At 71.6% G+C, this 14,587-nt stretch carries 13 protein-coding genes; all 13 read right to left on the bottom strand.

Annotated features, from left to right (window positions below; all coding sequences use genetic code 11):
• Positions 1 to 281 precede the first annotated feature (281 nt).
• The gene (locus AC069K_RS15010) at positions 282 to 1,496 is read right to left on the bottom strand and encodes a DivIVA domain-containing protein (RefSeq protein WP_478616004.1); all 1,215 of its coding nucleotides are present in this window, start codon (positions 1,494 to 1,496) and stop codon (positions 282 to 284) included.
• Positions 1,497 to 1,551: 55 nt separating this feature from the next.
• On the bottom strand, positions 1,552 to 1,842 hold the full coding sequence (locus AC069K_RS15005) for a YggT family protein (RefSeq protein ID WP_358835612.1): 291 nt from the start codon (positions 1,840 to 1,842) through the stop codon (positions 1,552 to 1,554).
• Between the two features lie 70 nt (positions 1,843 to 1,912).
• Positions 1,913 to 2,530 carry a cell division protein SepF gene (locus AC069K_RS15000; protein WP_067158125.1) on the bottom strand — a complete coding sequence of 206 codons (618 nt, stop codon included), beginning with the start codon at positions 2,528 to 2,530 and terminating at the stop codon, positions 1,913 to 1,915.
• A 142-nt stretch (positions 2,531 to 2,672) separates the two neighbouring features.
• A complete protein-coding gene (locus tag AC069K_RS14995; RefSeq protein ID WP_365106483.1) occupies positions 2,673 to 3,395 on the bottom strand; it encodes a YggS family pyridoxal phosphate-dependent enzyme in 723 nt (240 codons plus the stop codon).
• Positions 3,396 to 3,427: 32 nt separating this feature from the next.
• Positions 3,428 to 4,174, bottom strand: coding sequence for a peptidoglycan editing factor PgeF (gene pgeF / locus AC069K_RS14990; RefSeq protein ID WP_478616001.1), 747 nt, complete (start codon positions 4,172 to 4,174; stop codon positions 3,428 to 3,430).
• Positions 4,175 to 4,191: 17 nt separating this feature from the next.
• Entirely contained in the window at positions 4,192 to 5,385 is a 1,194-nt protein-coding gene (gene ftsZ, locus AC069K_RS14985; protein ID WP_365106394.1) for a cell division protein FtsZ, read from the bottom strand.
• A 276-nt stretch (positions 5,386 to 5,661) separates the two neighbouring features.
• Complete coding sequence (locus tag AC069K_RS14980; protein ID WP_478615998.1) at positions 5,662 to 6,456, bottom strand: cell division protein FtsQ/DivIB; 795 nt, start codon at positions 6,454 to 6,456, stop codon at positions 5,662 to 5,664.
• A 24-nt stretch (positions 6,457 to 6,480) separates the two neighbouring features.
• Positions 6,481 to 7,566 (bottom strand): undecaprenyldiphospho-muramoylpentapeptide beta-N-acetylglucosaminyltransferase, encoded by a 1,086-nt coding sequence (murG, locus tag AC069K_RS14975; protein ID WP_358835608.1) that lies wholly within the window; start codon positions 7,564 to 7,566, stop codon positions 6,481 to 6,483.
• Between the two features lie 6 nt (positions 7,567 to 7,572).
• Positions 7,573 to 8,922: a putative lipid II flippase FtsW gene (gene ftsW, locus AC069K_RS14970; RefSeq protein ID WP_365106388.1), complete on the bottom strand. Its 1,350-nt coding sequence runs from the start codon at positions 8,920 to 8,922 to the stop codon at positions 7,573 to 7,575.
• A 60-nt stretch (positions 8,923 to 8,982) separates the two neighbouring features.
• Positions 8,983 to 10,422 (bottom strand): UDP-N-acetylmuramoyl-L-alanine--D-glutamate ligase, encoded by a 1,440-nt coding sequence (murD, locus tag AC069K_RS14965; RefSeq protein WP_478615995.1) that lies wholly within the window; start codon positions 10,420 to 10,422, stop codon positions 8,983 to 8,985.
• Positions 10,404 to 11,474, bottom strand: coding sequence for a phospho-N-acetylmuramoyl-pentapeptide-transferase (gene mraY, locus AC069K_RS14960; RefSeq protein ID WP_283143831.1), 1,071 nt, complete (start codon positions 11,472 to 11,474; stop codon positions 10,404 to 10,406). Before mraY ends, murD begins: the two co-directional genes overlap by 19 nt.
• A complete protein-coding gene (locus AC069K_RS14955) occupies positions 11,471 to 12,901 on the bottom strand; it encodes a UDP-N-acetylmuramoyl-tripeptide--D-alanyl-D-alanine ligase (RefSeq protein ID WP_478615992.1) in 1,431 nt (476 codons plus the stop codon). The genes mraY and AC069K_RS14955 overlap by 4 nt, the downstream gene beginning before the upstream one ends.
• Positions 12,898 to 14,583 (bottom strand): UDP-N-acetylmuramoyl-L-alanyl-D-glutamate--2,6-diaminopimelate ligase, encoded by a 1,686-nt coding sequence (locus AC069K_RS14950; RefSeq protein ID WP_478615989.1) that lies wholly within the window; start codon positions 14,581 to 14,583, stop codon positions 12,898 to 12,900. Before AC069K_RS14950 ends, AC069K_RS14955 begins: the two co-directional genes overlap by 4 nt.
• Between the last annotated feature and the right edge of the window lie 4 nt (positions 14,584 to 14,587).

The following is a 14,587-nucleotide window of genomic DNA, read 5'->3' as shown; positions in this document are numbered from 1 at the left end:
CTGTCGGGTGCGGCTGAGTGGGGGTTGCTCGCGCAGTTCCCCGCGCCCCCAGGGGGTTCCCCGGCGCCGGGAAACATGGCTCGGCCCTGGTTGCCAGGGGCGCGGGGAACTGCGCGACCGGCCACCCACGGTCCGCAGAGGAAGAAGGGCCCCGGGGCGCAGCCCCCAAAGATGGATCGGGCGTCCCGTAAGGCGCGAAAAGGGCCGGGCCCCCGGATGAATCCGGGGGCCCGGCCCTCAGCCTGCCGAAGGCTACGCGTGGGTCACACGCGACCCGCCCGTCAGTTGTCGTCCTCGTCGATCAGGAAGCCCCGCATCGGGGACGGAGCCTGCTGCATCGGCGACGGCCCCTGCGGCCGCACCGGCGCCATCGGCTGCGTCATCGCGGGCGACATCTGCTGCTGCCCGCCGTACGAGGGCGCGCCACCCATGGACGGCTGGCCGCCCATCGTGTGGCCCATCGACCCGGCACCGGCCGACGCCATCGACCCGCTCATCTGCGGAGCCGGCGGCAGCGACGCGGTCGCCGGGGTGCGCGGCGGAGCCAGCGAGTCGTCCGCCTGGGTCTCCAGCTGGCGCAGCTGCGACTCCAGGTAGGACTTCAGGCGCGTACGGTACTCGCGCTCGAAGCCGCGCAGGTCCTCGACCTTGCGCTCCAGGGTCGCGCGGGCCGACTCCAGCGAGCCCATCGCGACGCGGTGCTTCTCCTGCGCGTCCCGCTCCAGCGCGTCCGCCTTGGCGCGGGCGTCCCGCTCCAGGCCCTCGGCGCGCGACCGGGCCTCGCCGACGATCTTGTTGGCCTCGGAGCGGGCCTCGGCGATCGCCTGGTCGGCGGTCTGCTGGGCCAGCGACAGGACACGCGCGGCGCTGTCGCCGCCGGGGCCCTGGCCGGGCTGCGACATCTGCGGACCGTGGCCACCCATGGGGCCGCCCATCGGCTGGCCCATGGGGCCCTGGCCGAGCTGGTTCTGGCCCATCGGACCCTGACCCATGGGACCCTGCCCCATCGGACCCTGGCCGAGCTGGTTCTGGCCCATCTGGTTCTGGCCCATCGGACCCTGACCCATGGGGCCCTGACCCATCTGGTTCTGGCCCATCGGACCCTGACCCATGGGACCCTGGCCGTGCTGGCCCTGCGGACCGTGTCCACCGGGGCCGGCGGGCAGCTGCGGGGCGCCGCTCGGCAGCTGGGGCGGGCCGCCCATCTGCTGCTGCTGCTGCACCTGCGGAGGTCCGGATATGGCGGCGGGCACGGGCGCACCCGGACCGCGCTGGTCCTGCGGCTCCGGCTTGCGCATACCCTGCTGCTGGTTCTGCGCGGCGGCACGCGTCGCGGCGGCCAGCTTGGCGCGCAGGTCCTCGTTCTCGCGAAGCAGGCGGGTCAGTTCGGCTTCGACCTCGTCCAGGAAGGCATCGACCTCGTCCTCGTCGTAGCCTTCTCGGAGCCGGACGGTCGTGAACTGCTTGTTCCGCACGTCCTCAGGGGTCAGCGGCATCTCTTCTTCACCTCTACGTAGTCGTCGGCAGTCGGCAGGACCGTGTCGCTCACATCTATCTCCCCACGCTGGTGACGATGGAGATCAGGATGTACACGATGATCATCAGAACGAAGAAGGACAGGTCGAGTGCCACGCCCCCGAGACGCAGCGGCGGAATGAACCGCCGCAGAAGCTTGAGCGGTGGATCGGTGACAGTGTAGGTGGCCTCAAGAACGACCACCATCGGCTTGCCAGGTTCCCATGAACGTGCGAACTGCAAGACGTAGTCCATGACGAGCCGGAAGATCAGCACGATGAGGAAGCACATCAGCGCGATGTAGACCACATCCAGTGCGACGCCCATCTCGCGCTTCCCTCTCCCCTTGCTCTCTGTGCCCCCGGCCCCGTGGCCGGATCGTTCCCGGTGTCGTGTCTCAGCTCTGGTTGAAGAAACCGCCCTCTGCGATACGGGCCTTGTCCTCCGCCGTGACATCGACGTTAGCAGGCGACAACAGGAACACCTTCTGCGTCACCCGTTCAATGCTGCCGTGCAAACCAAACACGAGACCGGCGGCAAAGTCGACAAGTCGCTTCGCATCGGTGTCGTCCATCTCGGTGAGGTTCATGATCACCGGCGTGCCCTCGCGGAAGTGTTCCCCGATGGTACGGGCCTCGTTGTAGGTCCGCGGGTGCAGCGTGGTGATGCGGTAGGGCTCCCGCTCGGACACGACCTTGGGCATGATCACCGGTGCGTTCTTCTCCAGGCTCGGACGTTCAGGTGTGATGGATGCCACGGGGGCGATTCGCGCCGGACGCCCCGATTCCGCGGGCATCACGGCTGCATGGGAGACCGGTTCGCGGGGGGCCGGCGGCTGTACGGCTCGTACCGGTTCGTCCCGTTCGACCTGATGCGGGGGCTGGTGCCGCCGACGGTCCCGCTCGGGCTCCGGCTCGGGTTCGAACTCGTCATCGGGGTCGAACCCCGGGCCGTCGTACCCATCGTCCTCCACGAGACCGAGGTAGACCGCCATCTTGCGCATCGCGCCGGCCATGCTCCGATTCCTCCGCTCTGTGGTGGATCGCCCTTGTCGCCAAATGTCGCAGTGTCACCAAGTGCCCACGATCCACTAGGTCTGCCCACCGAAGAGTGGGAATGACCATATTTTCTGCTGTGGTCCGACTTGCTTCGCGACGTTACCCGAGCCGGGGTCGGTCTCCGAGTACCGCCGTACCGACGCGTACATGTGTCGCTCCGGCCGCTACAGCCTCTTCGAGATCCGCACTCATCCCTGCTGACACCATGTTCGCAGCCGGATGAGCGCGGCGCAGGTCAGTCGACAAATCCATCAGCCGCTCGAACGCGGCGCGTTCGCGGCCCGCGTACTCGCCGGCCAGCGGCGCGACGGTCATCAGACCGTCCAGCCGCAGACCGGGAGCGTCCGCCACAAGCCCGGCCAACTGCTCGATTCCGTCCGGGGCGACACCGCCCCGGTCGCCCCGCGCCCCCGACTCCGCGTCGAGCGCGACCTGGATGAGGCACCCCACCTCCCGCTCCGCCTTCACGGCGGCGGCGGACAGGGCCGTGACCAGGCGGTCCCGGTCGACGGACTGCACCAGATCCGAGTAAGTCACCACGGAACGGACCTTGTTCGTCTGGAGCTGGCCCACGAAGTGCCAGCGCAGATCGGTCAGGTCCGCGCACTCGGCCGCCTTGGGCGCCGCGTCCTGGTCCCGGTTCTCGGCTACCTGGCGCACCCCCAGCTCGTGGAGGAGCCGGACGTCGCTCGCGGGGTAGGTCTTGGTGACCACGATGAGCGTCACGTCGTCGCGCTTGCGCCCGGCCGCCGCGCAGGCCGCGGAGATACGTTCCTCCACCCGCGCCAGGTTCGCGGCGAGCTCCGCCTTGCGACCGGTCAGGTCCATCGCGTCCGTCCGGTCGGTCCGGTCCGTCATGCCCCGCTCCCCTCTCCCTCGGCGTCCCGCTCCGCGTCGAGCCAGACGTATCCGGCGAGCCGGCCGGTGGTGCGGTCGCGGCGGTACGAGAAGTGGTCCTTCGATTCGAGCGTGCACACCCCGGACGCCTGCCGGTCCGTCACCCCGAGCGCCGCGAGCTGCGCGTGCACCCCCGCGGTGACGTCGACGGCGGGGGTTCCCCAGCCGGTCTCCGACCAGGCGGCGGGCTCGGCCGCGGCGACCTCGTCCCGCATCGCCGCCGGCACCTCGTAGCACCGGCCGCAGACGGCGGGCCCGGTCCGGGCGGTGATCCGGGACGGCTCGGCCCCGAGCGAGACCATCGCCCCGACCGCCGCGGGCACCACGCCCGCGACCATCCCGGGCCGTCCCGCGTGCGCCGCGGCCACGACCCCGGCGACCGGGTCGGCCAGGAGAACGGGTGTGCAGTCGGCGGTCAGGACCGCGAGGGCGAGCCCGCGACGGGCCGTCACCACCGCGTCCACCGCCGGGACCTCCGCGTCCGCGCCCCAGGGCCCGTCCACCACGGCCACGTCCCGCCCGTGCACCTGGTTCATCCAGACCACCCGGTCCGCGTCGATGCCCAGCGCCCGCGCACTGCGTCCGCGATTGGTCCGGACCACGTCGGGGGCGTCGCCCACCGCGCCGCCGAGGTTGAGCTCCTCGTACGGAGCGGCGCTCACTCCGCCCCACCGGTCGGTGAAGGCGAAGTGCGCGCCGCTCACGAGGGAGTGCTGCCCTATCACTTCAAGAAGTCCGGGACATCCAGCTCTTCGGCCTGGCTGTCCTGGTACGGGCGGGCCGTCGGCACCTGCGGCGGGGTGGCCTCGCCGGCCGGGGCCGTCTCGACCGGGGCCGGGGCCGGGGTGTCCTCGCGCGGGCTCACGGTGCCGAGCCCGCCCAGCGGGCGCTCGGCCGCGCGGACCGGCGCGGGCTCCTCGCGCTTGGCGGTGGTGGAGCCGAGCACGGTGTCGCGGCGGGCGGGCGGCTGGCCGCCGTCGAACCCGGCCGCGATGACCGTGACCCGGACCTCGTCGCCCAGCGCGTCGTCGATGACCGCGCCGAAGATGATGTTGGCCTCGGGGTGGGCGGCCTCGCTGACCAGCTGCGCGGCCTCGTTGATCTCGAAGAGACCGAGGTCCGAGCCGCCGGAGATGGAGAGCAGCACACCGCGGGCGCCGTCGATGGACGCCTCCAGGAGCGGCGAGGAGATCGCCATCTCGGCGGCGGCCACCGCGCGGTCGTCGCCGCGCGCCGAGCCGATGCCCATGAGCGCCGAACCGGCCTCGGACATGACCGACTTGACGTCGGCGAAGTCGAGGTTGATCAGACCCGGGGTGGTGATCAGGTCGGTGATGCCCTGGACGCCGGAGAGCAGCACCTGGTCGGCCGACTTGAACGCGTCCAGCACGCTGACCTGGCGGTCCGAGATGGACAGCAGCCGGTCGTTGGGGATGACGATGAGGGTGTCGACCTCTTCGCGGAGCTCGGCGATGCCGTCCTCCGCCTGGTTGGCGCGGCGGCGCCCCTCGAAGGTGAACGGCCGGGTGACCACACCGATGGTGAGGGCGCCGAGCGAGCGCGCGATGTTGGCGACGACGGGCGCGCCGCCGGTGCCGGTGCCGCCGCCCTCGCCCGCGGTGACGAAGACCATGTCGGCCCCCTTGAGGACCTCCTCGATCTCCTCGCGGTGGTCCTCTGCCGCCTTGCGCCCGACTGCCGGGTTGGCTCCGGCCCCGAGGCCGCGGGTCAGTTCACGGCCGACGTCGAGCTTGACGTCGGCGTCGCTCATCAACAGAGCCTGTGCGTCGGTGTTGATCGCGATGAACTCGACGCCCTTGAGACCGACCTCGATCATTCGGTTGATGGCATTGACACCACCGCCGCCGACACCGATGACCTTGATGACTGCGAGGTAGTTCTGCGGTGCTGCCACGTCGAAGGCCTCTCGCCTCGAGTTACGGGTCGTCACGTGCGGGTGTCGCACGGCGACGACGAATGCCGATGTGGGACGGTCCGAACGCCGACCCGAACCCTAACGTTGAAGTTTAGGGTTACCAATGTGTCTGTTCACTGGACTCTTCCGAACAGGACACTAAGTCGACAAGTGGCGCACGTTCAACGAACACGCCGAACCTCCCGTTTTTCTTTTCACCCTATGTGATCACCCGTAGCGATGACCAACCAGGGTGCTGGCCAGCGCATATGTGCGTCAACTCCCCGATACCGCCGGGGCGGTGGGGGCGCTCACATCGAAGTACCGCGCCCGGGGCGCGGCTTTCATGAGGGCGACCAGCGTACGGGCCTTGAGCTCCCCCTCCTCCTCACTGCCCCACAGGACGGTACGCCCGCGACTCAACTCCAGGGAGACCGCGTCGTAGGAGGTGACCCGTACGAGGCGGGTGTCCGCCGCGACGGCGGACGGGAGTTCGCCCGCCACCCGCACCGCCGCGCGCACCAGCACATCGGCCGGAAAGCGGCGCAGGGAGGTCGAGTTGTCCGGGTTCAGTTCGAGCAGCGGTACGTGCGCGGGCGCCTTGGCGACCGTGGCGAACCGCACACCCTTGGCGTCCACTTCGGTGAATTTCGCGCCTTTTTTCATCAGCAGAACGGGCTTGCGCTCGGTGACGTCGAGGGTGATGCCGTGCGGCCAGGAGCGGCCGACGTCCACCGAGTCCAGCCGCGGCAGTCTGCGCAGCAGCCGGGCCCCGATCCCGTCCGTGTCGACCGAGACCAGCGGCGATCCGACCGGAACCGCGGCCGCCGCCTCGACCTCGGCCGGGGTGAGCACCTCGGTGCCGGTGATTTCCACCTGTTCGACCCGCAGCCAGGTGGACCCGTACAGCACCCACAGGAGGGCCGCTCCGGCGACGAGCGCGGTGGCCAGAATCAGCACCAGCCGCCGCCGGGCGGGCAGCCGCAGCCGGCGCAGGGGACGGCGGGGGCCGGACGGGCCGGACGTGTCCGCCTGCCCCGTCCCGCGTCGAGCGGTCGCCTGTCCGGCCACGGTCCCCTGCCTTCTGCCGCTCCGTCAGCGCGCGGCGATCGCCTCGTACACCATGCCGACGAGCAGGTCGTCGGCGTCCCGGCGGCCGAACTCGGAGGCGGCGCGGGACATCTCGTACAGCCGGTGCGGGTCGGCGAGCACGGGCAGGACCTGGTCCTGCACCCACGCGGGGGTGAGCTCGGCGTCGTCGACCAGCAGACCGCCGCCCGCCTTCACCACCGGCTGGGCGTTGAGCCGCTGTTCGCCGTTGCCGATCGGCAGCGGGACGTAGGCGGCGGGCAGCCCGACGGCGGAGAGTTCGGCGACGGTCATCGCGCCCGCGCGGCAGAGCATCATGTCGGCCGCGGCGTACGCGAGGTCCATCCGGTCCACGTACGGTACCGGGATGTACGGCGGCATTCCGGGCATGTTGTCGACGCGCGGCAGTTCGTTCTTCGGTCCGACCGCGTGCAGGATCTGGATGCCGGAGCGCTGGAGGACCGGAGCGACCTGCTGGATCACCTCGTTGAGGCGGCGGGCGCCCTGCGAGCCGCCGGAGACGAGCAGCGTCGGCAGGTTGGGGTCCAGGCCGAACGCGGCGCGCGCCTCGGGGCGGACCCGGGCGCGGTCGAGGGTGGCGATGGAGTGCCGCAGCGGGATGCCGATGTAGCGGGCGCCGCGCAGCTTGCTGTCGGGGGTGGCGACGGCGACCCCGGCCGCGTACCGCGAGCCGATCTTGTTGGCCAGACCCGGGCGCGCGTTGGCCTCGTGGACGACGATCGGCACCCCGAGGCGCTTGGCCGCGAGATAGCCGGGCAGCGCCACGTAGCCGCCGAAGCCGACGACGCAGTCGGCCTTGGTGCGCTCCAGGATCTGCTCGGCGGCCTTGATCGTGCCGCGCAGCCGCCCCGGGACCGTGATCAGTTCGGGGGTGGGCCTGCGGGGCAGCGGGACGGCCGGGATGAGCGCGAGTTCATAGCCCCGCTCGGGGACCAGCCGCGTCTCCAGGCCCTTCTCCGTGCCGAGGGCCGTGATCCCCACGGTCGGGTCCTGCCTGCGCAGGGCGTCCGCGAGGGCGAGCGCGGGCTCGATGTGGCCGGCGGTCCCCCCACCGGCGAGTACGACATGCACCGAAATTCACCGCTCTCCGGACGGACGCTTCTTGACGCGCCGTCTCATCGACTTCCAACTCACCCGAGGCTGCCGCATGGCCAGCGCCGCCCGCGCCGCGGGGTCGTCCCGCGCGAACGCGATCAGCAGCCCCACGGCGAACATGGTCGGCAGCAGGGCGGACCCACCGTAGGAGAACAGCGGGAGCGGGACCCCGGCGATCGGCAGCAGACCGAGCACCGCACCGATGTTGATCACGGCCTGGGCCACGATCCAGGTGGTCACACCTCCCGCGGCGTACCTCACGAAGGGGTCCTCCGTGCGTCCGGCCACGCGGATACCCGCATAGCCTAGAGCCGCGAACAGGGCGAGCACCGACAGTGTGCCCGCCAGGCCCAGTTCCTCACCGGTGATGGCGAAGATGAAGTCGGTGTGGGGTTCGGGGAGTTGGCCCCATTTTTCCACACTCGCGCCCAGCCCGGAACCGAACCATCCGCCCGAGGCGAGCGCGTAGATCCCGTGCACGGCCTGCCAGCACTGGTCCTGCGGGCCGGGGTCGGTGGCCCCGATGCAGGCGAGCCGGCCCATCCGGTTGGGGCTGGTCTTGATGAGGAGCACGGCGATGGTCGTGGCCACCGCGAGGACGCCGCCGAAGAGCCGGGTGGGCGCCCCGGCGAGCCAGAGCAGCCCGAAGAGGATCGCGCAGAGGATGATCGCGGTGCCCATGTCGCCGCCGAGCATGATCAGCCCCAGCAGCAGGAACGCCACCGGGACCAGCGGCACCAGCATGTGCTTCCACTGGGTGAGCAACCGTTTGTCCTGCTTGCGGGCGAGCAGGTCGGCGCCCCACAGGATCATCGCCAGTTTGCCGAACTCGCTGGGCTGGAGCTGGAACGGGCCGCCCAGGTAGATCCAGTTCTGGTTGCCGTTGACCGACATCCCTATCCCGGGGATCTGCACCAGGACCATCAGGAAGACGGTCACCACCAGCATCGGGTACGACAGGGCCCGGTGCAGCTTGGCGGGCATCCGGGAGGCCGCGAACATCAGCGCCCCGCCGATCAGGGCGGCGAGGAACTGCTTGCGGAAGAAGTACGAGGCCGGCAGCGACAGCTCCAGGGCCTTGATCATCGAGGCCGAGTAGACCATCACCAGACCGAGCACGGTGATCAGCAGCGAGCTGCCGAGGATCAGGTAGTACGCGGTGAGGGGGCGGTCCCAGCCCCGCCGGGCGCGCTCCAGGAGCCGCCGCGGACCGCCGCCGCGGAGCCGTGGCGGGACGCCGCTGCCGCCGCCGCGGCCGACCGCGGGGCGGCGCGGGGAGGCCGCGGCACGGCTGCGCAGGACGGACCCGGGCGGGGTCGCTTCGGCCGGCATGTGTGCTGTCCCCTCCAGTCGTGCCCGGCGCCGCCGGCCCGCGGGACGGGTCCCGGCCGGCTAGGCGCGCTCGGCGGCGAGTTCGCGGACCGCTTCCGCGAAGGCCTCGCCGCGCTTGTTGTAGTTGGTGAACATGTCCATCGAGGCGCAGGCCGGGGCCAGCAGGACCGTGTCCCCGGGCTTGGCGAGCCCGGCCGCCTCGCGGACCGCCGCGGACATCGCCCCAGTGTCGGTCCGGTCGAGGTCGACCACCGGTACCTCGGGGGCGTGTCGCGCCAGCGCTTCGGCGATGAGGTGGCGCTCGGCGCCGATCAGGACGACCCCGCGCAGCCGCTCGGCCGACCGTCGTACCAGCTCGTCGAAGGACGCGCCCTTGGCGAGGCCCCCGGCGATCCAGACGATCGAGTCGTAGGAGGCGAGGGAGGCCTCGGCGGCATGGGTGTTGGTGGCCTTGGAGTCGTCCACGTAGGCGACCGAGTCCACGTCCGCCACGTGCGCGATCCGGTGGGCGTCGGGCGTGAAGGCCCGCAGCCCGTCCCGTACGGCCCGGGGCTCGACGCCGAAGGCGCGGGCCAGGGCCGCCGCCGCGAGGGCGTTGGCGATGTTGTGGGGGGCCGCCGGGGTCACGTCCGCGACCTCGGCCAGCTCCTGGGCGTTCTTCTGCCGGTTGGCGACGAAGGCGCGGTCGACGAGGATGCCCTCCACGACGCCGAGCTGGGAGGGGCCGGGGGTGCCGAGGGTGAAGCCGATCGCCCGGCAGCCCTCCTCGACGTCGGCCTCGCGCACCAGGGCCTCGGTGGCGGGGTCGGCCGCGTTGTAGACGCAGGCGACCGTGTTGCCCTCGTAGATCCGGCCCTTGTCGGCGGCGTACGCCTCCATGGAGCCGTGCCAGTCGAGGTGGTCGGGCGCCAGGTTGAGCACGGCGGCCGAGTGGGCGCGCAGCGAGGGCGCCCAGTGCAGCTGGTAGCTGGAGAGCTCCACGGCGAGCACGTCGTACGTCTCCTCGCCGAGCACCACGTCGACGATCGGCGTGCCGATGTTGCCGACGGCGGCGGTGCGCAGGCCCGCCGCGCGCAGGATCGAGGCCAGCATCTGCGTGGTGGTGGTCTTGCCGTTGGTGCCGGTGACCGCCAGCCAGGGCGCGGGCTCGCGGCCGTCCAGGTCCCGCAGCCGCCAGGCGATCTCCACGTCCCCGACCACGTCCACGCCCGCCTCGGCGGCGGCCGCGAACAGCGGGGAGTCCGGCTTCCAGCCGGGCGAGGTGACGACGAGTCCGGTCCCCTCGGGGAGGGTGTCCGCGTCTCCCAGCCGTACGGAGACGCCGTGCCGCGCCAGTTCGGCCGCGCGCTCGTGGTGGGCGGCGGAGTCACCGCCGTCCACGACCGTCACCACGGCGCCGAGACCGGCCAGGGCGCGGGCGGCGCTGACGCCGCTCACCCCGAGGCCGGCGACGGTGATCCGCATGCCCTGCCAGCTCTGGCTCACTTGTCGGCTGCCCATCCCGCGTAGAAGAGACCCAGGCCCACGATGACGCACATGCCCTGGATGATCCAGAACCGCACCACCACAAGGACTTCGGACCACCCCTTGAGTTCGAAGTGGTGCTGGAGCGGGGCCATCCGGAAGACGCGCTTCCCGGTCATCTTGAACGAGCCGACCTGGATGACCACCGACATGGTGATCATCACGAAGAGGCCGCCGAGCAGGGCGATCAGGAACTCGGTGCGCGAGCAGATCGCGAGGCCGGCGAGCGCGCCGCCGAGCGCGAGCGAACCGGTGTCACCCATGAAGATCTTGGCGGGCGAGGTGTTCCACCACAGGAAGCCGAAGCAGGAGCCCATCAGGGCCGAGGCGACCACCGCGAGGTCCAGCGGGTCGCGCACCTCGAAACAGGCGTTGGGGTTGGTCAGGGTCTGCGCGTTGGCGCAGGACTCCTGGAACTGCCACAGCCCGATGAAGGTGTAGGCGCCGAAGACCATCACCGACGCGCCGGTGGCCAGGCCGTCCAGACCGTCCGTCAGGTTCACGCCGTTGGACATGGCGAGAATCATGAACAGCGCCCAGATCACGAACAGGACGGGCCCGATGGACCAGCCGAAGTCCGTGATGAAGGAGAGCTTGGTGGAGGCCGGGGTCTGGTGCCGCTTGTCCTCGAACTGGAGGGACAGCACCGCGAAGGCGATACCGACGATCAGCTGGCCGGCCATCTTCGCCTTGGCCCGCAGACCGAGCGAACGCTGCTTGACGATCTTGATGTAGTCGTCCAGGAAGCCGACCAGGCCCATGCCGGCGGTCAGGAAGAGCACCAGCAGACCCGAGAAGGTCGGGTCCTCGCTGGTGATCACCTTCGTCGCGGCGTACGCGATGAGCGTCGCCAGGATGAAGGCGATGCCGCCCATGGTGGGCGTGCCCTTCTTGCCGGCGTGGCCGCGCGGGCCGTCGTCGCGGATGAACTGGCCGTAGCCCTTGCGGGCGAGCAGCTTGATGAGCAACGGGGTGCCGACCAGGGTCAGGAAGAGACCGATGGCTCCCGCGAAGAGGATCTGCCTCATCGGGCGGCGACCTCGCCCTCGACGCCACCGTCGAGCAGCGCGAGTGCCACCCGTTCCAGGCCGACCGACCGCGATGCCTTCACCAGCACGACGTCACCCGGGCGCAGTTCACTGCGCAGCAGGTCGACGGCCGCCTGTGCGTCGGACACGTGCACCGACTCCTCACCCCACGAACCCTCGTTATATGCGCCCAGTTGCAGCCAGGACGCTTCCCGGTCCCCGACTGCCACGAGCTTGCTGACGTTGAGCCGGACGGCGAGCCGTCCGACCGCGTCGTGCTCGGCGAGCGATTCGTCGCCGAGCTCGGCCATCGGACCGAGCACCGCCCACGTACGTCCCCCGCTGGCCCGGGCGGCCTCGCCCATGGCGGCGAGCGCGCGCAGGGCGGCTCGCATGGACTCGGGGTTCGCGTTGTAGGCGTCGTTGACGACTGTCACACCGTCCGGACGCTCGGTGACCTCCATACGCCAGCGGGAGAGGGTGCCCGCCTCGGAGAGCGCGCGGGCGATCTCGTCTGCGGACATGCCCAGCTCATGGGCGACGGCGGCCGCGGCGAGCGCGTTCGACACGTGGTGCTCACCGTACAGGCGCAAGGTCACGTCGCTGCACCCGGAGGGTGTGTGAAGCCTGAAGGAGGGCTGTCCGGCCGCTGTGAGCCGGACATTCTCGGCACGTACGTCCGCTTCCTCGGCCTCGCCGAAGAGCAGGACGCGCGCCTTGGTGCGCGAGGCCATGGCCCGTACCAGCGGGTCGTCGGCGTTGAGCACGGCGCGGCCGCCCTCGTCCGCCGCCGGCAGCCCCTCCACCAGCTCGCCCTTGGCCTGGGCGATCTGCTCCCGGCCGCCGAACTCGCCGATGTGCGCGGAGCCGACGTTGAGGACGAGTCCGATCCGCGGCGGGGTCAGACCGGTGAGATAGCGGATGTGGCCGATCCCGCGCGCGCCCATCTCCAGGACCAGGTGGCGGGTCTCGGAGGTGGCGGTGAGCGCGGTCAGCGGCAGGCCGATCTCGTTGTTGAGCGAGCCCGGCGTGTAGACCGTGGGCGCGTGCCGCTGGAGCACCTGCGCGATCAGGTCCTTGGTGGAGGTCTTGCCGGAGGAGCCGGTGAGCGCCACCACGTCGGTGCCCAGCCGGCCCACGACCTCGCGGGCCAGCGCGCCGAGCGCGCCCTGGACGTCGTCGACGACGATCGCGGGCACACCGACGGGCCGGGTGGCCAGCACGGCCACCGCGCCCGCCTCGTACGCCCCGCGCGCGTAGTCGTGGCCGTCGACGCGCTCGCCCGCGAAGGCGGCGAAGAGGGAACCGGGCGCCACGGCGCGGGAGTCGATGACCACGGATCCGGTGACCTGGACGGACGGATCCGGTATGTCGTGCGACTGCCCGCCGACGATTTCGGCGATCTCGGCGAGGGAGAGGGCGATCACTGCTTCATCCCTGACTGTGCTTGGCGGTGTTCGATCGCGGCCCGCAGGACCACACGGTCGTCGAAGGGGCGGATCACCCCGTGGGTGTCCTGGCCCTGCTCATGGCCCTTGCCCGCGACCAGGACGGTGTCGCCGGGCTCGGCGCGGGCCACGGCCGCGGCGATGGCGGTGGCCCGGTCGGCGTCGACCAGGACGTCACCGCGCTCGTGCGCGGGCACCTCGGCGGCGCCCGCGAGCATCGCGGCGAGGATCCCGAGCGGGTCCTCGGAGCGGGGGTTGTCCGAGGTCAGTACGGCGGTGTCGGCGAGCCGGGCGGCGGCCGCGCCCATCGGCCCGCGCTTGGTGCGGTCGCGGTCCCCGCCGCAGCCGAGCACGATGTGCACCTTGCCGCGGGTGACCTTGCGCAGCGAGCGCAGAACCGATTCGACGGCGTCCGTCTTGTGCGCGTAGTCCACCACCGCGAGGAACGGCTGTCCCGCGTCCACCCGCTCCAGCCGGCCGGGCACGCCCGGCACGGCGGCCACGCCGTCGGCGGCGGTCTGCGGGTCGACGCCGGCGACGGCCAGCGTGACGATCGCGGCGAGGGTGTTGGCCACGTTGAACGGGCCGGGCAGCGGGGCGGTGGCGGAGATCCGCTCGCCCTTGGGCCCGACGACCGTGAAGGTCGAGCTGTCCTGGGTCACGTCCACGTCCTCGGCGCGCCAGTCGGCGTCCGGGTGGCCCTCGGCCGAGAAGGTGGTGACCGGGATCTCCGACTCGGTCACCAGCCTGCGGCCGTACTCGTCGTCGAAGTTCACCACCCCGACCCGGGCGCGCCGCCGCGTGAACAGCTGCGCCTTCGCCCGGAAGTAGTCCTCCATGTCGGAGTGGAACTCCATGTGCTCCGGGCTGAGGTTGTTGAAGACGGCGACGTCGAAGACGCAGCCGTCGACCCGGCCCAGCACCAGGGCGTGGCTGGAGACCTCCATGGCGACCGACTCCACCCCGCGCTCGCGCATCACCGCGAACAGGGCCTGGAGGTCGGTGGCCTCGGGGGTGGTCCGCTCGGACTTGAGGCGCTCGTCGCCGATGCGCGTCTCGACCGTGCCGATCAGACCGGTGCGGTGCCCGGCCCCGCGCAGCCCGCCCTCGACGAGGTACGCGGTGGTGGTCTTCCCCGAGGTGCCGGTGATGCCCAGTTGGAGCAGGTCGCGGCCGGGGTGGCCGTAGATCTCGGCGGCCAGGGCGCCCATGGCGCCGCGCGGGTCCTCGGTGACCAGGACCGGCAGGCCGGTCGCGGCGGCGCGTTCGGCGCCCGCCGGGTCGGTGAGGACGGCGGCAGCGCCCAGGCCCGCGGCCTGGGCCGCGAAGTCGGCGCCGTGGAAGCGGGCGCCGGGCAGGGCCGCGTAGAGGTCGCCGGGGCGCACCGCGCGGGAGTCGTGGGTGATGCCCGTGACCTCCCCGGCACCCGGGCTCTCGGCTCCCAGCCGTTCGGCCAGCTCGCTCAGGGGCGTCGGGCTGCCCCGGTCCGGACGGGGCGCTCCCGGCTGGTGCGCGGGCGCGTCCTGCGGGGCGGTTCGGTACTGATCAGCGTGTGGCACGGCGGTGAGCGTACCGGGCGCACCCGCCGGGTCGCCAAAAGAGGGGGGCGGGGCGTGGTGGTCGCGGTTCTGGTTCCCGGGGCCGGGGGTGATGGTTGTCACGATG

The sequence above is a fragment of the Streptomyces sp. NPDC043908 genome, assembly GCF_056435525.1.
This window is presented reverse-complemented; position numbering and strand designations above follow the sequence as displayed.

Coding starts and splice junctions, on each gene's coding strand:
- AC069K_RS15000 (WP_067158125.1), bottom strand. CDS start 2,530: ATGGCCGGCGCGATGCGCAAGATGGCGGTCTACCTCGGTCTCGTGGAG.
- ftsW (WP_365106388.1), bottom strand. CDS start 8,922: ATGCCGGCCGAAGCGACCCCGCCCGGGTCCGTCCTGCGCAGCCGTGCC.
- AC069K_RS15010 (WP_478616004.1), bottom strand. CDS start 1,496: ATGCCGCTGACCCCTGAGGACGTGCGGAACAAGCAGTTCACGACCGTC.
- murD (WP_478615995.1), bottom strand. CDS start 10,422: ATGGGCAGCCGACAAGTGAGCCAGAGCTGGCAGGGCATGCGGATCACC.
- mraY (WP_283143831.1), bottom strand. CDS start 11,474: ATGAGGCAGATCCTCTTCGCGGGAGCCATCGGTCTCTTCCTGACCCTG.
- AC069K_RS15005 (WP_358835612.1), bottom strand. CDS start 1,842: ATGGGCGTCGCACTGGATGTGGTCTACATCGCGCTGATGTGCTTCCTC.